Annotated in this window: 9 protein-coding genes and 1 tRNA gene; 4 read left to right on the forward strand and 6 right to left on the reverse strand. The window is 40.0% G+C overall.

Annotated features, from left to right (window positions below; translation table 11 throughout):
• Positions 1 to 66 precede the first annotated feature (66 nt).
• The 4 genes from LNM86_RS12595 to aroA form a co-directional block, all read right to left on the reverse strand.
• Positions 67 to 8658 (reverse strand): glycoside hydrolase family 94 protein, encoded by an 8592-nt coding sequence (locus LNM86_RS12595; RefSeq protein WP_241437938.1) that lies wholly within the window; start codon positions 8656 to 8658, stop codon positions 67 to 69.
• 234 nt (positions 8659 to 8892) lie between these two features.
• Positions 8893 to 10593, reverse strand: coding sequence for a 30S ribosomal protein S1 (rpsA, locus tag LNM86_RS12600; protein WP_241437939.1), 1701 nt, complete (start codon positions 10591 to 10593; stop codon positions 8893 to 8895).
• Between the two features lie 146 nt (positions 10594 to 10739).
• Positions 10740 to 11387 carry a (d)CMP kinase gene (cmk, locus tag LNM86_RS12605; protein WP_241437940.1) on the reverse strand — a complete coding sequence of 216 codons (648 nt, stop codon included), beginning with the start codon at positions 11385 to 11387 and terminating at the stop codon, positions 10740 to 10742.
• Entirely contained in the window at positions 11384 to 12712 is a 1329-nt protein-coding gene (gene aroA, locus LNM86_RS12610; RefSeq protein ID WP_241437941.1) for a 3-phosphoshikimate 1-carboxyvinyltransferase, read from the reverse strand. Before aroA ends, cmk begins: the two co-directional genes overlap by 4 nt.
• 186 nt (positions 12713 to 12898) lie before the next feature.
• Here aroA and LNM86_RS12615 point away from each other — a divergent pair, with 186 nt between their 5' ends.
• The 3 genes from LNM86_RS12615 (at position 12899) to ilvD (ending at position 15779) form a co-directional block, all read left to right on the forward strand.
• Positions 12899 to 13282 carry a TIGR02300 family protein gene (locus LNM86_RS12615; RefSeq protein WP_241437942.1) on the forward strand — a complete coding sequence of 128 codons (384 nt, stop codon included), beginning with the start codon at positions 12899 to 12901 and terminating at the stop codon, positions 13280 to 13282.
• A gap of 123 nt (positions 13283 to 13405) precedes the next feature.
• Positions 13406 to 13481 (forward strand) — tRNA-Ala (locus LNM86_RS12620).
• 459 nt (positions 13482 to 13940) lie between these two features.
• Positions 13941 to 15779, forward strand: coding sequence for a dihydroxy-acid dehydratase (ilvD, locus tag LNM86_RS12625; RefSeq protein WP_241437943.1), 1839 nt, complete (start codon positions 13941 to 13943; stop codon positions 15777 to 15779).
• 535 nt (positions 15780 to 16314) lie between these two features.
• On the opposite strand, the gene mutS is transcribed toward ilvD, so the two are convergent.
• A complete protein-coding gene (gene mutS / locus LNM86_RS12630; protein WP_241437944.1) occupies positions 16315 to 19059 on the reverse strand; it encodes a DNA mismatch repair protein MutS in 2745 nt (914 codons plus the stop codon).
• A 209-nt stretch (positions 19060 to 19268) separates the two neighbouring features.
• On the opposite strand from mutS, the gene LNM86_RS12635 reads away from it, so the two are divergent.
• Positions 19269 to 21566, forward strand: a complete 2298-nt coding sequence (locus LNM86_RS12635) for an NADP-dependent malic enzyme (protein ID WP_241437945.1) — start codon at positions 19269 to 19271, stop codon at positions 21564 to 21566.
• A gap of 54 nt (positions 21567 to 21620) precedes the next feature.
• Here LNM86_RS12635 and secB read toward each other — a convergent pair whose 3' ends face one another.
• Positions 21621 to 22103, reverse strand: a complete 483-nt coding sequence (secB, locus tag LNM86_RS12640; RefSeq protein ID WP_241437946.1) for a protein-export chaperone SecB — start codon at positions 22101 to 22103, stop codon at positions 21621 to 21623.
• Positions 22104 to 22121: the final 18 nt, after the last annotated feature.

Consider the following 22121-nt stretch of genomic DNA (forward strand, 5'->3'; position numbering starts at 1 on the left):
ACGAACAATATAGGGGCTACAAAAACTATAACAACTCTAAGTTTTTGGGCAAGAATAAAACGCTTTTTATCTTTTCTCTTTTAAAGATTTAATGGTTCGTATGATTTTATGCTTTCCCGTTTTTTGTAATTGTATACCCGCATCAACATCAGCATATTTTTTACCATCAACGCTAAGCATATTTTTAGAGCCCCATTTTACTTTAATGGTATAAACAGCGTCATACAATTTCATTTTTACTTCATATTCAGGCCAGGAGGAAGGTAAATTTGGTTGTAAAAACAATTGATGCGCTTGACGCTTAATGCCAAGAATGGCTTGTGTTGCGGCATGATAAAACCAGCCTGCTGAGCCTGTATACCATGTCCACCCACCTTGTCCACGACGTGGTTCAATAGCGTAAATATCTGCGGCCATCACATAAGGCTCAACACGATAAATTTCAGGATTTTTCCCGTGATTAACAGGGTTTATCATAGAAAATAAAGTATAAGCTTTATCACTTTCCCCCATTTGGGCAAGGGCTAAAATGCTCCAAATGGCACCATGTGTATATTGACCACCATTTTCTCGAATTCCTGGTGGATAACCTTTGATATAACCGGGTTCAAGGGTACTTTTATCAAAAGGCGGCCAGAAAAGGCGTATAAGATTGCTTTTTTCATCATAGAGACGTTCAAGCATTGATGCCATTGCCTGTTTTTGACGTTTAAGTGATGCCATTTGAGAAATGACAGCCCAAGATTGAGCAATGGTATCAATTTGGCATTCATCATTTATCTTGGAACCAAGAGGGGTCCCATCATCAAAATAACCACGTCGATACCAAGCACCATCCCAACCATTTTTTTCGAGAGATTTTTTCAAATGCTTAAGATATGTACTCCATATTTGCACATGGCTGTTGTCACCACGTTTTTTGGCAATGGGGATGAAAGCGTTTAACGTTGCACCAAGAAACCAACCGAGCCAAGTGCTTTCCCCTTTTCCTTTAATTCCTACCAAATTCATACCATCATTCCAATCACCACCTAGAATAAGTGGGAGTCCATGTTGTCCACAGCGTTCGATGGCAAGATCTAAAGCGAAAGCACAATGTTCATAAAGTGTTGCGACCTTTGAAGATTGTGTGGGCTGAAAATAAGCATCATGTTGTTCGATATTCAAAGCAGCGCCTTCAATGAAAGCAATGAGGGTATCAAGAAATTCATAGTCACCAGTTGTATTGACATAAAGAGCTGTTCCGTATGCAAGCCAGACAATATCATCAGAAATGCGTGTACGAACACCCGCATTGGTGTCAGGCAACCACCAATGCTGTACGTCCCCTTCGAGAAATTGATGCGCTGCGGCATTTAACAATTGTTCACGCGCAAGTTGTGGTTTTAATAATAACAAGGACAAGCTGTCTTGCAATTGATCACGGAAACCAAAAGCACCACTTGCTTGATAAAAAGCTGTACGCGCCATCATACGGCATGCATAAATTTGATAAGGAAGCCAATGATTGACCATAATATCAAAAGAGGGATCAGGTGTTTTTACTTGGAGTGGGGAAACAAAATCACTCCATTGCTTTTTTTGTTGTGTAAGCAGAATTTCAAAATCACTTGTGCGCACTTGATCGAGGAGTTTTTCTGCTTCTTGCCTATTTTCAGCACTACCAAGATAAAAGATTATTTCTTTTGTTTGTCCTGGTAACAGATCAATATCATAAGAAAATACCGAGCAAGGATCACATCCTGCTTCAATTTTATTTGAAAGGACATCAGCTTTGCGGATTGCATGAGGATGTGTCACCGTTCCTGTTGAACCAATAAATTCGGTGCGATTGGTAGTAGTGCTGGTTGGCATTTCGGATGCTGATAAAAATGTTGTTTGTTGAGATTTTTCAATGTGATAGGGATTTTGAATAAAATGCGCACCCTGTTTTGGATCATAAGAGGGAAGTATAAAAGGTGCATATTTGGTCCGAACATTTCCTAAAACCCATTCAACATGATGATAGAGGCGTAAACTGCGCAACTTTTTTCCTTCATTTTTCAGAATAAGACGTGAAAAGCGAACAGGTTTTTCTTGATCAAGCGTATGGGTAAGCTCTAATGCAATTTCTGAATGTGTAGATTTAAATGTTGAGAATCCAAAACCATGACAGGCTTCATAAGTAACATTTTCATCACATTCAACGGCAGAAACGGGTGAGAAACGTTTTAAAGTTAGGCGATCTACCAGATAAAGCGCTTCTCCTGGTCGGTTAGAAACAGGATCATTTGCCCAAGGTGTTAATTGATAATCACGACTATTGTTCGCCCAAGTAAAGAGTGCACCTTCAGCAGAAACATGAAAGCCAAAGCCGTGGTTAGCAATGACATTAATCCACGGATGCGGTGTCGTTGTGTGTCCATGAAGACGGATAACATAATGATTATCATGATTAAAGCCACCGTAACCATTCCAATATTTTAGATCTTTGCCTTTTGTAGCAAGGGGTGAGGCTTTTTGTTGGCCAATAAGGCCAATAGAAGTAAAGGGATTGGGTTGAGTTGGTATCGCTATTTGCTTTTTTTTGTCATATTTGCTGTCATTGAATTTATTATCAAATTCTTGATTACTGTTGCGTGTCGCCAGATCAGAGTCAATATTTTCCATACGTTTGAGTTGTTCAGACAAAGATCCATTTTGCGCATAGAGGATGATACGGGCTGATGCAAGGAGTGTTTTGAAACTTTGTTCATTCATTTGATCACGCCGCAGGGTAAAAATATGTTGGCGTTCATCCATGTTATGCGTGTGATGCCGGTAGGATTCGCATACCCATTCAATAGCGCGTTGTGTATCCTGTATATAGGAAAAGGCTTGCTCATTTAAAATAACAAGATCAACAATAAGACCACGTATACGCCAATATTCATGTGCTTTAAGGAGTTCGCGAAGGACAGGTATATCCATTTCATTATCTAATCTTAAAAGGCAGATGGGGTTGTCTCCTGAAATGGACATTGGCCAAAGATCAGATTGTTTGCCAAGAGTTTTTGTTAGTATTTCAGGGGGAAGACGCCATGTATGGTCTGGATAGATAAGTGGTGTTGCATATTTTTGATAAGTAATAGCTTCTTTAAGGCTTATATCACGTTGATAGAGCGAGACTTGTGAGCGTGTCCACGCCATTGAAAATTCTTGCTGGAATATATTGGGCTGTCGATAATGTTTAATATGATTGTGCAATGTTTCTTTTTCATGAGCAGCAAAAGTCCAAAAAATGAGTTCGACTTTTTCATAGGCAGGGATTTTTACACGACAGCGAAGTGAGATGATTGGATCAAGGACACAGCCTTGACTGTTGCTAAAACGAGCATTTTGATCAAATGCAGCAGGGCGATGAATGGATTTACCCCGACCAATAAACAGAGAACGGTCTGTTTCAGCTTCTGTTTCTTGGATACTATTCATAATATCGCTTACAAAATGGGCAATATGAATTTCAGGATCATGAGGCGAGCGTTTGCGTCTTTTAGCAAAAATTGTTCTTCCTTCTTCAGCGATTTCTGTTTCTATAAACATATGTGAAAAAACAGGATGAGCGCAGTCTGTCTCCATAGTTGCGAGCGCTAATTCACCATAGGAAGTCACTTCAATGAAGCGCTCTTTGTTGGTCATATTGATAAGTTGGAGACGCCGTCCTTCGCCATCATTTTCGGATGTAACGAGACATTCGAGTGTTGATTTTATGCCATCAACCATTTTCATATAATCAGCTTTTTCATCGGTGAAAATGCTAATTGCTTCTTCTTCAGCAACGCGTGTTGGTTCACCGGTGACAGACCACCAACGTCCACTATGCATATCACGTAGAAAAAATAAAAGTCCCTGTTGATCTTCTGTGGCGTCGGGAATAAAGCGCGTAATCGCATAATCATGCCAACGGCTATAACCTGAGCCATTAGCTGTCAACATTGTAGAATAAACGCCATTAGATAAGAGTAAAGTTGCACGTGGTTTGAGAAGTGGGTTCGTAATAATACGAGTAGAGATATTATCAAATTCCTGAGCGTTATTGCGGGTGGGATTGGTAACTTTTGTGTGAATGATGGGAATTTGATGTGGTGCTCTTTCGTGTAATAACAATTGTGTTGCTTCAATGACTGTGTCACGATGAAAACGATTACGCATCCGTCCTTCGAAAATGACATTGTTGATAGCAAGAATTGACATACCATGATGGTGTGCATAATAATTACGTACAATGGCGTATTTTTCTCCTTTTTGAACACGTGAAGGCGTAAAATCGATAGAGTCGTAATAACCATATGTTCCTAAAGCGCCAAGATCACGGAGTCGTTTTAAATTTTTTACAGCATGGGTTGGCATATATTGTGCTGCTAAAAGGCTTGCATAAGGAGCAATAACGGTATTGCGTGATAAACCACGTTTGAGTCCAAGGGTTGGGTCTCCAAAGCTAGCATATTGGTAATTCATTAAATGATCGCGCGCATTAAATGCGGCTTCTGAAATGCCCCATGGCAATTTTTTTTCATAACCATATTGTATTTGATGACGAACAATTAACCTATTTGTTTGATTGAGGATTGAACCTTTAGGTTCGTGCATAATAAGAGATGGCATCAGATATTCGAACATGGAGCCAGACCACGATAATAACGCACCTTTCCCACCAATTGGGATGAGTAATCGACCCAAATGAAACCAATGTTTGAATTTTAGATCGCCTTTTGCGATGGCAAAAAAGCTTGAGAGGCGTGCTTCTGACGCCAAAAGGTCATAACATCCTTCATCAAGTTTGTTTTCCTGAACACGGTAGCCAATGGACAAGAGTTGCCGTTCCGGCTGTTCTAAAAAGTCAAATTCCATATTAAAGGCTATTTGTCGTGCCTTTGTCGCTAAAGTATCTAATTTTTGACATATTTTTTGGGTATCGTAGACACAAGTGTTATCATGATGATGTGCTTGGCATGTTTCTACGAGGTATTGAGCCCAACAGTATGCACGGGCAGATTCTGCGGTTTGCGTTTTTTGATGAAATTCCTCTATTAAGTGTGCAATATTGCCGGCGTTAAGTAAAAGGTTTGTGGTAGAGAAAGAGGTTGTTTCTGATTGTTCTATGAGAGCGCGCATGGCGCAATGAAAGTTAGAGATATGCTCTTCGATTCGTTTGCGTAAGGAATATGTGTTAGATTGATTGTTGGGAATTTCTTTTACAGTTTCTTCGAGAATAGTATAAACATCCCAGAGTCCCATTCGATCACTTTGGAAAAAAACATGAGGTTTTTCAGCCCATTGGCTTAAGGCTGAAGAGAGTGTCACCAAATGACCGGCGAGATTTCCTGAATCAACTGTTGATATATAAGTTGGCAAGAGAGGGTTGAGTGTATCAGTCGTGTACCAATTGTAGAAGTGTCCACGGAATTTTTCCATTTTTGCAAGAGAGTTTAATGTACATTCAACGCGTGTCATTGTTTCTTCAAAACTAATCCAGCCAAAATCACGTGCAGAAATAATGGAAAGAAGATAAACTCCAATATTAGTAGGAGATGTGCGATGAGCAATAAGAGGTTCTGGATCTTCTTGAAAATTATCAGGTGGTAAATAATTGCTTTGTGCATTGACGAAAGTTGCATAATAAAGCCATGTGCGCCGTGCAAGAGATCGTAGTGTTTTTTTATCTTCGGAAGAGATATCAAGGGTATTTTGAAATTCTGAAGGTTGACTGACAAACCAAGCAATCAAGGGTGAAAAAAACCATGCAAGCCCAAAAGGCAAAGCAATAAGGCTTGCGGAACTCTTAAAAAAAAGAGGGTATGTTGCGGCAAGAATACCAATAAGCGATGCAGGCCACATTGTAAGGATATAAAAGCCTAAACTGTTGGGCATTGACTTTGTTGCCACAGAAGTTTTCCATTCAAGCAGATGTTGTTTTGAAATCGTCATGCGATAGAGTGTGCGCATGATGGCATCAGTCATAAAATAAGCTGAATGGGCAAGAAATATAATTTTCAGAAAGATATTTGCCCCCGTAAGGGTAATTTTGTTCAAAATGAATTGAAAATATCCTTGCAGAGAATAATCAATCGTGGATGGAACAAGAGTTTGTAATACGCCTAAAATTGGTGAGATGAAGGGACTAAGAAGCAGAAATATTTGCCAGATGATTGCACTTTTAAATGGTAAAAGAGACCACCCCGCGAAGGCAGCGATTATCCACATAAGTGGTGTGAGAGAACGACGTAGATTATCTTGCATTTTCCAACGTGTTGTAGAACTGATTTTCTTGGGGGAAAACAGATAAGGCAACAGTTGCCAATCACCGCGAATCCAACGGTGATGACGCATCGCATCAATATTGTAAGATGTTGGATAATCCTCGATTACTTCTACATTACTGACCAAGGCAGTGCGTGCATATCCTCCTTCTAAAAGATCATGACTAAGAACAGTATTTTCTTTAATCTTTCCTTCAAGGGACTGTTGAAATGCATCGATATTATAAAGGCCTTTACCAATGAAGGTTCCTTCTCCCAAAAGATCTTGATAAGTATCAGAAACGGCAAAGACATAAGGGTCAAGACCACGGTTTGTAGAAAAAACACGTTGCAGAATTGATGTTTCTTTTCCTGTTGTAAGGGAAGGTGTTATACGGGGTTGTAAAATACTATAACCTTTTACAATTTTTTTATTTTGTGTATCAAAGACTGGTTGATTGAGCGGATGGTTAAGTTTTCCAACGAGTTTTGTCACACTTTCATGGGTAAGACGTGTATCTGAATCGAGCGTCATAACAAAACGGCAATCCGTGGGAAGATGTGGATTTGGAGGGTAAAAGCTTGTATTTTTATCGCCTCTCAATAACAGATTGAGTTCATAAAGTTTGCCACGTTTTCTCTCCCATCCCATCCAGCATTTTTCGCTGGTATTATAAAGACGCCGACGGTGTAAAAGAAAAAAAAGGGGAATATCATCACGATGATAACAACGATTGAGTTGATCAATTTTTTTTTGTGCATAATGCAGCAGATCAAGATCATCTTGCGTTTGTTCGAAGGGAGCGTCACCCCAATCTGTTACCAGAGCAAAATGAATGGCACCTTTCGGATTAGAAAGAAAGTGTATTTCAAGATTACGCACTTGTTCATCAATAGACTCATGGGATGAAATCAGAGTAGGTACGACAACCATTGTGCGTGCATTTTTAGGAATTCCCTCTTTATATTCATAACCAATGAGCTGTTTTGATGGAATAGTCCATGAAACAACAGTGTTAAAGAAGGCAAAAGCCGCATCCATAGCAGGAAAAAGTGCTAAAGCGGTAAAGAAAATAGTCATCCATGGAGCTATGCCAGATATCGATAGTAGAAAATAAATTGTAAGCAAAAAAGCAAAGGTTAAAAAAGAAACAGGAATTGTAATAGTTTTTATTCGTAAAGAAGTGAAAGCGCGTGCCCATTTTATGAACAAAGGAGGCGTGTATTGACAAGCTTTTTCAAAAGCATAACGACCATCATCAACCAGATACCAACCAACAGAGGAATGATTATGATGAGAGGACCCTTTAGCAGAAGCGTATGCCATTTTTACAGCTTTACGTGCAACTTCCCATTCACTAAGAGGCGAAAGACGTGCAATTTTTTCGATGACTTGTCGATAAATATTGCGTGAACGAGCATCAATTTCGGAAAAATCGCTATTTTCACGCAAAATAGCGTCTACAGAACTGACAGTTTCAAACCATACTGTCCAATCAACATCATCAATGGCTTTAAGGGAACGAACAATATTGCCCATGGTTACACCATCGGCCGCTTGGCGGCTGTGTTCATCAGATGTTACATTTTCTAAGTTACTTTCTCGATTTTGTAATTGTTTTTCAAGCCAAGTTAATGCGTTTGTTGAATCAACAGATGCGCTACGGAGACGGTAGAATAAATGCGTTGAAAAAGTTGGATCTACAGTAAATGGTTCATACCGTATAAAAAGAGACTGTAATTTTGTTTCATTATCTGCAAGAGAAATTTTATCAGCGACTTTATGAGCAAGATGGCGCATAGATCGTGTTTGTTCAATACGCTGTGAAAGACGACAAACATTTTCAATTAATAGCATTTGTATGACAGAAGGGAGTGCCCATAATTCACCAATTTTAAGGTTACAAATTTCTTGAAACCCATTGATCATGGCCGTGAGTGTTTTTTGTGAAAATCCACTATCTGTATGAGCAATATAAAGCCAAGCTAAAGCAAAGATACGTGGTATGCCTGTATTTTGTTTATAAACAGGAAGCTTTTTGATAAAGGATTTAGAGAGATTACGACGCAGTTGTTGTATCGTTTTATCAATAGTATAATGATTCTCAATGAGCCATTGGGCAGCTGGAGCAATGGTTTCATCATTCCAAGCAGCGATATCACTGGTTTGAAAGGCACGGAGAATAAGTTTAGCATTTTTTCTCAAGCTTTTGTGAAAATTATTTTCTCCGTTATATTCAGGAAGTAAAATTTCTTTTTGAGAGGCGATATCATAGCCTAATTGATACAATTCATCTTGTGATTTATAAGTTGAACGAAGAGGGGAATTGGTTTTAATAAGATGATAGGTTTTGCTTTTTTGAGAAAAGAGATAATTCATAAAAGATATTGTGCGTGCCATAATATTTTAAGTGCTGTTCAATTCCGTGTTTTCTTTATATTGAATAATCTATAAATATTTTATCTTAATAATGAGGGGTTGAGAGGAAAAAGTAAAATTTTTATTTCTCTTCTAAGAGTCTTTGCGTTTTTTGCAGAGATCATTGAAGAAAAAAGCAAACAATTTCTTTAAAAAAAAGGCCGCATCAAAAGATGAGCGACCTTCGTTTTGATAATGTATTTTAATGATTGAACGTTAATTTTGTTCTTGTTTTTTCAAAGCGGCACCAAGAATATCACCAAGAGAAGCCCCTGAGTCTGTAGAACCATATTGTGCAACAGCTTCTTTTTCTTCGGCAATTTCTAAAGCTTTGATAGACACTGAAAGCTTGCGTGTTTTTTTATCAAATGCGGTGATACGCGCATCAATTCTCTGACCAATTGAAAAACGTTCAGGGCGCTGTTCATCACGATCACGAGCCAAGTCAGCACGGCGAATGGTTGTTTCAAGATTATGATCAATCAATTTGACATCGATATCATTTTCATTAACCGCAGTAACTTCACACGTTACGACAGCCCCTTTGCGCAGTTCGCCAGCCGCAGCAGCTTCTCCCACTTTATCGCTGGAGAGTTGCTTAATGCCAAGAGAGATACGTTCTTTTTCCACGTCAACATCAAGAACCACGGCTTTAACAACATCACCTTTATTGTAACTATCAATGACCTGTTCACCCGGACGATTCCAATCAAGATCGGAAAGATGAACCATACCATCAACATCACCTTCAAGCCCAATGAAGAGACCAAATTCTGTTTTATTTTTGATCTCCCCTTCAATTTGTGAATTGACAGGAAACTTATTGGCAAAAGCAATCCATGGATTTTCAAATGTTTGCTTTAAGCCGAGGGAAATACGTCGCTTAGAAGGATCAATTTCAAGAACCACAACTTCCACTTCTTGTGATGTGGAGAGAAGCTTTCCTGGATGCACATTTTTCTTTGTCCAACTCATTTCAGAAACGTGGATCAATCCTTCGATTCCTGGTTCTATTTCAACAAAACCACCGTAATCGGTAATATTAGTAACAGCACCAGTAATTTTTGTACCAACGGGATATCGAGCACTGATGGTTTCCCAAGGATCACTTTCAAGCTGTTTCATGCCAAGGGAAATGCGGTGTGTATCCTGATTGATGCGAATAATTTGCACTTTAATCGTTTGACCAATTGTGAGGACTTCAGATGGGTGGTTAACACGGCGCCAAGCCATATCTGTAACATGCAAGAGACCATCAATTCCACCAAGATCAACAAAGGCACTATAATCAGTGATATTTTTAACAACACCTTCAACGATTTGGTTTTCTTCAAGATTTTGTACAATTTCTGAACGTTGCTCGGCACGACTTTCCTCTAAGACAGTACGGCGTGAAACAACAATATTGCCACGGCGACGATCCATTTTTAAAATTTCAAAGGATTGTGCATTGTGCATGAGAGGGGAAACATCACGAATGGGTCGAATATCGACTTGGCTGCGAGGCAAGAAAGCAATAGCACCATCGAGATCGACTGTAAAACCTCCTTTAACTTGGCTAAAAATAACCCCATCAACGCGTGTGCCAGCATTGAATTTTTCTTCCAAACGAATCCAACTTTCTTCGCGCCGTGCTTTTTCACGCGATAAGACGGCTTCACCCATGGCATTTTCGATACGTTCAATATAAACTTCAACTTCATCGCCAACTTTTAAGGAACCATCTTTTCCTTTAGCTCCAAATTCTTTGAGTGGAATACGTCCTTCGACTTTAAGTCCAGCATCAATAATGGCCATGTCTTTTTCGATTGCAATGACACGACCTTTAACAACGGATCCTTCGTTGAGATCATTGGTTTGAAAAGATTCTGTTAAAAGGGCTTCAAAATCCGCTGTTGTGGGATTGTATTGTGACATAAGAACTCCTGATACATACCTTCATTTAAAAGGTATAAGCGCTAGGTTAGTGTTAACACGGATGACTTCATGCCTTTTTTCTTAATATAATTATCTTTAATATAAGAAGAAAAATGAGCGCTAGGCTGAAAATCACCTTGACGACTTTATCCAATTATACGCAATTTTATGATTGGATCAATAAAAGCGCATGCAATTGCAAATGTTGCTTCTATACTCAATTCTGATGTATCAAGCAAGTGGGCATTTTTTGCTGGCTTTAACGGGCTTTGTTTGCGCGTTGCATCACGGTTATCGCGTTGTTCAAGTTGAGCTAAGATTTCATGATAATCTGCCTGTATGCCTTTTTTTAAAATTTCCTGATAGCGACGTTTTGCACGTGTTTGAACATTGGCTATAACATAAAATTTAATATCAGCATTGGGACAAACGACAGTGCCAATATCACGTCCATCAAGGACACTGCCGGGTAAAATGTGAGCAAAATCACGTTGTTTAGCGACAAGAACTTCCCGTATAGCAGGGTTGAGCGCTATTTTTGAAGCGGCTTCACCAAGTTGATGAGAAGAGAGAAGAGCTGGATTCAAAGTACTAAAATCAAGCTCTATAGCACAAGCAAGAGCACTTTTTTCATCCTCTAGAGGCAATTTTTTTTGTAAAAGTGCATAAGCAACAGCGCGATAAGTAAGACCAGTATCAAGATGATGAAGATGATAATGAGCAGCAATTTTTCGTGCCAATGTTCCTTTCCCTGAGGCTGCTGGTCCATCAATTGCAATCACAAAAGGTTTCAAGAGATTTTTCCCCCAAGTTGTTTTATAAAAGGAATAAATTCTGGAAAACTCGTAGCAATCATTCGTTTATCATCAATAGTAACAGGTTTTTCTGATACGAGCCCGAAGATGAGAAAACACATGGCAATTCGATGATCAAGATATGTGATAACATTTCCACCACCCAGTCCTTTTTCGGAGCCTTTTCCGTGAACAATGAGAAAATCTTTCCCTTCTTCACATTCTACATGATTCATTTTGAGTCCTTGCGCAAGAGCAGACAAGCGATCTGATTCCTTAACGCGTAATTCCTCGATTCCGCGCATTGTTGTTTTTCCTTCAGCAAAGGCTGCTGCTACCGCTAGAGCGGGATATTCATCAATCATTGAGGGGGCGCGTTCTTTAGGCACCGTGACACCTTTGAGCCTTGAGGATGTGACGCGCAAATCGGCAACATTTTCTCCTCCTGTTTGGCGTTGGTTCAAAAGCGTAATTTGCGCACCCATTTCCCATAATGTTTCGATAAGTCCCATGCGAGAAGGATTGATAAGAACATTTTCAATAGTGATATCAGAATTCTCTACAAGAAGGGCAGCGATAAGTGGAAAAGCGGCAGAAGAAGGATCACCTGGAATATCAATTGCTTGTCCAGTAAGGTGCGGTTGACCATTGAGATGAATAAAGCGCGCCCCTTCTGTATTTATTTCCACCTCAAGTTCAGCGCCAAATGCTTTTAACATTTTTTCCGTATGATCACGTGTGGGAATGGGTTCAATAACAGTTGTGGTACCAGCAGTATTAAGCCCAGCAAGAAGGACGGCGGATTTAACTTGGGCAGAAGCCATTGGAATACGGTAGCGAATCGGGTTAGCCGTTTTGGGTCCATAAAGCGTTAAAGGCAGATGGTTGCCTTGAGTTGCTTCAATTTCGACACCCATTAAACGAAGTGGGTCGAGAATACGACCCATTGGGCGTTTGGAAAGAGAGGCATCCCCGATAAAAGTTGTTTTCATATGATAAGGACCAACCAATCCCATAACGAGGCGAACCCCTGTTCCAGAATTTCCGAAATCTAAAGGGTTTTGTGCGGTTAAAAGGCAGCCATTCCCCGTTCCTCGTATGACCCAGAGATCATTTTTCTTTTGGATATAAGCACCCAGAGCTTGCATAGCAGCAGCTGTATTGAGCACATCATCGCTTTCCAGCAAGCCGTGGATATGTGTTTCACCATTTGCTAAGCCTCCCAATATAAGAGATCTATGGGAGATTGATTTATCTCCTGGTATTTTAATTTTACCAGAAAGATTAGTAGATTTGTAAGAAGTTATGGATATTGCTTTTTGCATAGAAATTCTATTTAACTTTATCGAAATTTGATTAATGAAGTACTTTCTAGCACATGCTTTGACAAGCGTCATGAGAAAATCTATGTGGAACGAGGTATTTATCTTTGACAAAGACATTATTTTTCGATTAAGGACCGTAAAATTTATCTTTTAACGCAATTGGAGTTAATTAAAGAGGGATAGTTCATGGCAAAACAAGAACTTGGAACGAAGCGTATTGATCCAGAAACAGGAAAAAAGTTTTATGATCTTAATCGCGACCCCATTGTATCACCTTATACGGGAATTTCTTACCCACGCTCTTATTTTGAAGTTGCAGCAGCTGAAGCGAGTAATGAAGAAGAAGTTGATGCGGAAGAACTTGATACAGCACTTGAAAAGTCTGCCTTTATGCTTCTTGAAGAGGATGATGACGATTCTAAAGATGATGATCTTCCTGATTTGGAAGATAGTGATGTGGATCTCGGTGATGACGATGATACGTTTTTATCTCACGATGAAGAAGATGATGATGACGATGACGTGACGGGTATTATCGGAGGTGGTGTTTCTAACGATGATGATCTATAAAAGAAGTTAAGAGGGGCTTCTTTTAATTAAATATAAATTTTTCTTGATCTTCGATTTTTCTCGTTCTAGAAAATCACATTGAGAGTATTTTTATCCTTTTTGGAGATGATCTGTCTTTAATATGGGGCTATAGCTCAGCTGGGAGAGCGCTTGCATGGCATGCAAGAGGTCAGCGGTTCGATCCCGCTTAGCTCCACCAAAAAGAGACAAATTTTTGTAAGAAAAGCACCGTTATTTATAACAGGAATTTATGCATTTGAAGGGATGCAGGTATAGTTGCTGCTATTCTTTCCGTATTTTAATGTTTCTTAAACAATATTTGTTTGCAGTTTTTGACCATGCTTTTTCGTTGTTTATAGAGCTTTACTGTCATAGAAGCGAAAAAATAAGTGCGTGATATTCATTGGATGCCTATAAAAGGCGCATTTTTTATGCCGATTAATATCATTTGTAAAAAGGAGCAGCGGTAAAAACGATGAAAAGAAACTTTATAAGAATATGAAAAATACTGTCGCACGAGGTTTTATAGTTAACTTCGGATTTTGTGATTTAAATGTCTCAAAAGAGGTATTTTTTTCTTTTTTATGCATGCGCTCTTGTTTTTAAGGTTGGCTTGCAGCACAACAAAGAAAATGGAATTATTTGAGGGGAAAAAATAATGCCTTCTTACCGTTCAAGAATATCGACTCATGGGCGCAATATGGCCGGAGCCCGTGGTCTTTGGCGTGCAACAGGGATGAAAGATAGCGATTTTGGTAAACCCATTATTGCCATTGCCAATTCTTTTACGCAATTTGTACCAGGGCATGTTCATTTAAAAGATCTTGGGCAGCTGGTAGCACATGAGATCGCTATTGCTGGTGGTGTTGCGAAAGAGTTTAATACAATTGCTGTAGATGATGGAATTGCTATGGGGCATGATGGGATGCTTTATTCCTTGCCTTCGCGTGAAATCATTGCGGATTCTGTTGAATATATGGTCAATGCACATTGTGCTGATGCGCTTGTCTGTATTTCCAATTGTGACAAAATTACACCTGGTATGTTAATGGCTTCTTTGCGGTTAAATATTCCAACAATTTTTATTTCAGGTGGTCCTATGGAAGCCGGTAAGATTAAATGGAAAGGCCAAGATCTTACTGTTGACTTAGTTGATGCAATGATTGCTGCGGCTTCAGAGCAGAATTCAGAAGAAGAAGTTGCGGAGATAGAACGGGCTGCTTGTCCTACATGTGGTTCTTGTTCAGGGATGTTTACAGCAAATTCTATGAATTGTTTGACCGAAGCATTAGGGCTTTCTCTTCCTGGAAACGGGTCAGTATTGGCAACCCATGCAGATCGACGAATGCTTTTTGAAGAAGCTGGACGACAGATTGTTGCGCTGGTCAAGCGTTATTATGAAAAGGATGATGAAACAGTTTTGCCGCGTTCTATTGCTTCGCGCAAGGCTTTTGAAAATGCAATGACCGTAGATATTTCCATGGGGGGATCAACCAATACTGTCTTGCATCTTTTGGCAGCGGCACAAGAAGGCGAGGTCAATTTTACCATGACAGATATTGATCGCCTTTCGCGTCGTGTTCCTGTTTTATGCAAGGTTGCTCCCGCTGTTGCCAATGTGCATATGGAGGATGTTCATCGTGCTGGTGGTATTATGGGGCTTTTAGGAGAATTGGATGCAGCGGGTCTCATTGACACATCTACCTATACGGTTCATGCGAAAACAATGAAAGAAGCTCTTGAGCACTGGGATGTGAAACAGGCACATGAAGCAGCGATTCATGAATTTTATCGTGCCGCACCAGGTGGTATTCCAACACAAACAGCTTTTAGTCAATTTCGTCGCTATGATACCCTTGATCTTGATCGTAAAAAAGGTGTGATTCGGGACAGAGAACATGCCTATTCGCAAGATGGAGGATTGGCGGTCCTTTATGGAAATCTTGCAGAAGATGGCTGTATTGTAAAAACAGCAGGTGTTGATCAGTCGATTTTAACTTTTAAAGGTCCAGCAAGGATTTTTGAGAGCCAAGATTCGGCTGTTGCGGCAATCTTGAACGACAAAATTCAGTCAGGTGATATTGTTTTAATCCGCTACGAAGGGCCACGTGGTGGACCGGGGATGCAAGAAATGCTCTATCCAACGAGCTATCTCAAATCCAAAGGATTAGGCAAAGTTTGTGCACTTATAACGGATGGTCGTTTTTCAGGGGGGAGTTCAGGGCTTTCTGTCGGGCATATTTCACCAGAAGCAGCTGAAGGAGGAGCAATTGCTTTGGTCGAAGAGGGTGATATTATAGAAATAGATATTCCTAATCGCACCATTCATATGTTGGTTGATGCTGCTGAGATGGTGCAGCGTCGTGCCAAAATGGAGGCGAAAGGAAAGACAGCTTGGCAACCCACAGAAGTGCGTAAACGCAAGGTTTCAAAGGCTCTCAAAGCATATGCAGCAATGACGACTTCTGCATCTAAAGGAGCGGTTCGTAACATTTGACTATGGTAAAAAAATTCATCTTATAAAAGAGCGTTTTTTAGAAATTCGAGCATTCCTTGCGCGATATTTCAAGTGGTTTGTTTTATGGCTTAGACGGCGTATTTCAAGCGATTGTAAAGATGATTTAGAAATTGCCGTGGATTTTGTTGTTTCGTATGAGAGACTGAACATTATAATAGCAAGACATTGATTTATAAAGATGATTATTATTTTACTTTTTGAATTAGCCCCCCGAAAATTGTAAGATTTCCCTATCTCAAACTCTCTTATGTTCAATCAATTAAAATCACTTTCTTGTATATCACAAGCAGGGTTGCTGTAGGGGCAAAAATCCGTTTAGAGAGGAGTAAAAATGCCTATTATGAATCGTCTCAATACCAAGGGCTATTCGAACATTGGGGGCGAGCAAATACAATGATGGTGCTGGCTTGTTACTCTTACACGCAAGCTTTTCTTCTCATGCTGATCAATATATTGCAATAATAAAGCAATAATATGAATAAATGATCATGAAACAGCACTTTGTATATTGTTTCTATGAGGAATGATTTTTTTCAAGTTGTTTGAGGTGATAGAGTGCCTCTAAAGCTTGTTTAGGAGAGAGTTCATCGGGATGGATATTTTCTAAAGCTTCATGAAGTATGGAATGTTTATTTGTTTTATCATTTACAGAAGATGGCGCTTGAAGGGAAAACAGCGGGAGGTCATCAATTAATTTATGCCCTTTTCCAGCCATTTCACCTTGTTCTAATTGATGGAGTACATCTGTAGCACGTGTAATAACTGCCTTGGGAAGTCCAGCAAGTTTAGCAACTTGTACGCCGTACGATCTATCGGCAGCTCCTTTTGTAACTTCATGAAGAAAAATCACATCACCATCCCAATTTTTTACTTTCATTGTGACATTATGGAGGCGATCAAGTTTTTGGGTGAGAGCTGTCATTTCATGAAAATGGGTAGCGAGAATAGCACGACAGTGATTAACTTCATGAAGATATTCAACAGCAGCCCAAGCAATAGAAAGTCCATCAAAGGTTGATGTGCCACGTCCAATTTCGTCAAGAATAACCAGGGAATGACTGCTAGCATGATTGAGAATTGTTGCTGTTTCAACCATTTCCATCATAAAAGTTGAACGTCCACGTGCAAGATCATCAGAAGCACCAACACGACTAAACAAGCGATCAACAACGCCAATATGCGCTGTGGTCGCTGGAACAAAAGAACCCATTTGTGCCATAATAGCAATAAGAGCGTTTTGTCGCAAAAAGGTTGACTTCCCTCCCATATTAGGTCCTGTCAAAAGCCAAATTGCTGCATATTGTTGATTTTCTTGCACAGAAAGATCACAATTATTGGCAACAAATGGTTCTGCTGCTTGCTTTCGTAATGCTTGTTCCACGACAGGATGGCGCCCTGCTGTGATATGAAAGGTAAGTGATTGGTCAACTTTAGGGCGACAATATCCTTGTTCTTCAGCAAGATGCGCTAACGCAACAGTGACGTCTAAAACAGCGAGTGCTTCAGAGGCTTTACGGATAAAATCAACCTGTTCGGTAATTTCATGAACAAGAGTTTCAAAAATTTCTAATTCGAGTGTGAGCGCATGGTTAGCGGCATGAGCAATACGGCTTTCAAGATCGGCAAGCTCTGTTGTGGTAAAGCGCATAGCATTTGCCATTGTTTGTCTATGGATAAAACGGGCTTTAGCTTGTGGGCTATCTGTGAGAGCAGACGCTTGTCCATTGGTTACTTCAATGAAATAGCCTAGAATATTGTTGTGTTTGATTTTGAGTGTTTTAATATCTGTTTCTTGAGCATATTGTGCTTGAAGTTCAGCAATAACACGGCGAGATTCATCACGCAGAGCGCGCATTTCATCGAGCTCTTTATGGTATTGAGGGCGAATGAAACCACCATCACGTTTAAGGAGAGGAAGGTCATCCGCTAATGCCTGTTCCAGATGTAAATGCAAAGTCGTAGGTAAATGTGAAAAAGTCTGTTGTACATCACTTATTTCCTGAGGAAGCAATTCATTGTTAAGAAGCTGATGAAGTTCACGAATGATTTCAAGTCCGCGCTGGATTGTCGCCATATCACGGGGCCCCCCTCTACCAAGAGCTAACCGAGAAACTGCGCGTGGCATATCTGGTCCCCCTTTTAAGGTCAGCTTTATAGCCTCTGCAAGGGATGGGTTGCGTAGAAAAAAGTCGATGGAATCCAGACGTTTATCAATAGCAGCAGGTGTGGTGAGAGGAGCAATGAGGCGATCGACGAGAAGACGAGATCCCCCTCCTGTTACGGTACGATCAATAGCTTTTAATAAACTACCATCGCGTTGACCGGATGTTGTTCGAATAAGTTCAAGATTCATTCTGGTCGCTGCATCAATGAAAAGGGTAGCACTTTCATTTTGACGTTCAGGACGCATGAGAGGAGGGCGATGGGTGATTTGCGTTTTTTCGATATAACGAATGGCAGCAGCAATTGCGGAGAGTTCGGAGCGTGAATAATCAGCAACGCCTTCAAGGGTTGAGAGTTTAAAATAACTACAAATATCGCGTTCAGCAGTGATTACCTCAAAGAGGCTAATGGGTTGAGGTGAAATGATGCGACCGAGAACATCAAAAAGTGATTTATGGGATTTATCATGAAAAAAAGAATCAGCGACAATGATTTCTTGAGGATCCACACGCATAATATCTGCTAAAAGCTTTTCATTGCGGCTTTCCATGACACGAAAGATGCCTGTTGAGATATCAATCCAGGAAAGGGCAAATTCCTCTCCATCGCTGGTTTTTATGCGGGCAAGTGTCATCAAATAATTTGCACGCGTTGGATCAAGGAGCTTTTCTTCTGTTATAGTTCCAGGTGTGACAAGACGAACAACATCGCGCCGAACAACCGATTTTGCTCCACGTTTTTTGGCTTCTGCAGGATCTTCTGTTTGTTCACAAACAGCCACACGATAGCCGCAAGCAATAAGTTTTTGCAAATAATCGTCAGCAGTATGCACGGGAACACCACACATAGGAATATCTTCACCCAAATGTTTTCCGCGTGTTGTGAGTGTGATTCCTAAAGCTTGAGCGGCTTCAATTGCATCATTAAAAAACAATTCATAAAAATCACCCATTCGATAGAAGAGAAGGGAGTCATTATTAACCGCTTTGATCTCTATATATTGCTCCATCATAGGTGTTGGGCGCTGTTGATGGAGAGCAGGTGAGGGGGTAGGTTGTGGGACTAAACTATTTTTATGATCACTTTTCTTATCCATTTTTGTGCGCCTGTCTCTTGCAAATGAGGCTTTGACACCCTTTTTTGTTTACTTCAATATTTATCTTCATTATCTCTAAATTGAAACATATGATCAGCTCTGTTAAAGCAAGCATAGCGGTTTATAACATATGGATCAAATTTTAAAATCGGGTAATTACGCACACATTGTAGAGTAGAATTTTCACTGTTTTGGGAAAGTTAAATAAGATGAAAAAAAGCAATCAGGATCAGAAAATATCTCAAACGATTTATAGTGCTAGTGAGAGGGAAGCCCTTGATTTTCATAGTCGTGGTCGACCTGGAAAGCTTGAAATTATTGCAACAAAGTCTATGGCAACACAGCATGATTTAGCGCTTGCTTATTCACCAGGCGTTGCTGTCCCCGTTAAAGCGATTGCTGAAAATCCAGCATTGGCTTACAATTATACAGCAAAGGGCAATCTTGTTGCTGTTATATCAAATGGAACAGCAATTTTAGGTTTGGGCAATTTAGGTGCACTTGCATCTAAGCCAGTTATGGAAGGCAAAGCAGTCCTTTTTAAGCGCTTTGCAGATATTGATTCAATCGATTTAGAAATTGATACAAACGATACGGAAAATTTTATCAATTTGGTGCGTCATTTGGAACCGTCTTTTGGTGGTATCAACCTTGAAGACATTAAAGCACCAGAATGTTTTATGATAGAAAGTCGCTTACGTGAGATCATGAATGTACCTGTTTTTCATGATGATCAACACGGTACAGCAATTATTGTTGCCGCTGGTGTCATCAATGCCCTCCATTTAACGGGGCGTGATATGCAAAATACACGGTTGGTTTGTAATGGTGCGGGTTCTGCGGGAATTGCTTGTATTGAATTGATTAAGGCAATGGGGTTTCGACCTGAAAATATCATACTTTGTGACACAAAAGGTGTTGTCTATGAAGGCCGCAAAGAGGGAATGAATCAATGGAAGTCTGCCCATGCTGTGCGAACGGATAAACGTACACTTGCCGAAGCGATGGAAGGTGCTGATATGTTTTTTGGGGTTTCAGCTAAAGGCGCCATTACTCCTGAAATGGTAAAGTCGATGGCACCTCAACCAATCATTTTTGCTATGGCCAATCCCGATCCAGAAATTACACCGGAAGAGGTTATGCAAGTGCGTGATGATGCCATTGTCGCAACAGGTCGTTCGGATTATCCAAATCAGATTAATAATGTACTTTGTTTTCCTTATATATTTCGCGGTGCACTTGATGTGCATGCGACAGTTATCAATGAGGATATGAAAATTGCTGCAGCGAAGGCTCTTGCGTGGTTGGCTCGTGAAAATGTACCTGACAGTGTTGCGGAAGCTTATCGTGGAAAGCGATTAAAATTTGGTCCAGATTATATTATTCCTGTTCCCTTTGATCCGCGTTTGTTCACCGTTGTTTCAGTGGCGGTGGCAAAAGCGGCAATGGAAAGCGGTGTTGCACAAAAGCATATTGATGACTTAGAAGCTTATGAACATGATTTAAATGCAAGACGTGATCCCATTTCTTCCATTATGCGTGGTGTTTACAATCACGTTCGTCAAGTACCAAAACAAATTGTCTTTGCAGAAGGTGAAGAAGAGCAAGTAATGCGAGCGGCTGTTTCTTACGTTCACCAAAAACTAGGAGAAGCGATTTTAATTGGTCGTGAAGAACAAATAAGAGAAACAGCTGCTCTTGCTGGAATTGATCTGGAACGTGAAGGTATTTCGATTATGAATGCCAAGCTTTCTTGTCGTACAGATGCTTATGCAAATTACCTTTATAAAAAAATGCAACGCCAAGGCTGGCTATTGCGTGATTGTCATCGTCGTATCAATAATGATCGCAATTATTTTGCTGCTTGCATGGTGGCATTGGATGATGCTGATGCTATGGTTACCGGGATAACACGCAATTATGAAACAGCGTTGATTGATATACGTCGCGTAATCGATGAGAAACCAAAAGAACGATTAATTGGTATCTCTATGGCTATTTGTCGTGGACGCACTGTGTTTATTGCGGATACAGCGATTTACGAGCATCCAAACGCTGAGGAACTTGCTGATATAGCAGAACAAACAGCTTCTTTTGTTCGTGGGTTTGGCTATCAACCGCGGGTAGCTTTTGTAGCATTTTCTACTTTTGGCTATATGAAAGGACAGGTAACACAACAGATTCAAGATGCTGTGGATATTTTACATGAACGCAAAGTTAACTTTGAATTTGATGGAGAAATAAGTGCTGATGTGGCGCTTAATTCGAAATTGATGCAGCAATATCCTTTTATGGGATTAAAAGAACCTGCTAATATTTTAGTGATGCCGGGATATCATGCATCTTCTATTGCGAGCAAAATGCTACAAGAGCTTGGTGAAGCAACAATCATTGGTCCTATTTTGATTGGATTAGAAAAGTCCGTCCAAATTGTACCGTTTAGTGGAAGTGATACCGATATTGTTAATATTGCAATGCTTGCTGCTTACCACGCAAAAAAAGTGTAAAACAACAAAGGCCTCTGATATTCAGGGCCTTTTTGAAAACAAAAAAATAATTTTTTAAGAAGGTTGTCCCTGACTTTGACTGTCTTCTTGTTCTTCAGCAAGTCTCTTTTGGAACAGAGCGGCAAAGTCAATCGGGTCAATCCACAAAGGCGGAAAACCACCATTTTGGGTGGCATCAGAGATAATTTGCCGCGCAAATGGAAACAGAAGACGGGGGCATTCAATAAAAACAAGAGGCATCACATGTTCTTGTGGAATATTTTTAATATGAAAAACGCCACCATAAATGAGTTCTACATGAAATAATGTTTCAGTGTCATCATCAGCTTTGACAGAGAGGGTCAAAATGACATCGTAATTATCATCACCAATTGGGTTGGCGTTGACATTAATATTGATATCGATTTGTGGTGCCTTTTCACGTGGACGCAAAGAGCGAGGAGCGCTTGGGTTTTCGAACGAAAAATCCTTTAAATATTGCGTTAATACAGCAAAAACTGGTTCTCCACCGTTATTGTTCATTTCACCTTCAGCCATAACCAACCTCTCATCATC

Origin of the sequence: Bartonella machadoae (genome assembly GCF_022559585.1) — a bacterium.
GTDB classification, from domain to species: Bacteria; Pseudomonadota; Alphaproteobacteria; order Rhizobiales; family Rhizobiaceae; genus Bartonella; species Bartonella machadoae.

What these genes read in the sequence shown, in the direction of transcription:
- LNM86_RS12595 (WP_241437938.1), bottom strand. Translation starts at nt 8,658, where the DNA reads ATGGCACGCACAATATCTTTTATGAATTATCTCTTTTCTCAAAAAAGC.
- rpsA (WP_241437939.1), bottom strand. Translation starts at nt 10,593, where the DNA reads ATGTCACAATACAATCCCACAACAGCGGATTTTGAAGCCCTTTTAACA.
- aroA (WP_241437941.1), bottom strand. Translation starts at nt 12,712, where the DNA reads ATGCAAAAAGCAATATCCATAACTTCTTACAAATCTACTAATCTTTCT.
- LNM86_RS12615 (WP_241437942.1), top strand. Translation starts at nt 12,899, where the DNA reads ATGGCAAAACAAGAACTTGGAACGAAGCGTATTGATCCAGAAACAGGA.
- ilvD (WP_241437943.1), top strand. Translation starts at nt 13,941, where the DNA reads ATGCCTTCTTACCGTTCAAGAATATCGACTCATGGGCGCAATATGGCC.
- mutS (WP_241437944.1), bottom strand. Translation starts at nt 19,059, where the DNA reads ATGGATAAGAAAAGTGATCATAAAAATAGTTTAGTCCCACAACCTACC.
- LNM86_RS12635 (WP_241437945.1), top strand. Translation starts at nt 19,269, where the DNA reads ATGAAAAAAAGCAATCAGGATCAGAAAATATCTCAAACGATTTATAGT.
- secB (WP_241437946.1), bottom strand. Translation starts at nt 22,103, where the DNA reads ATGGCTGAAGGTGAAATGAACAATAACGGTGGAGAACCAGTTTTTGCT.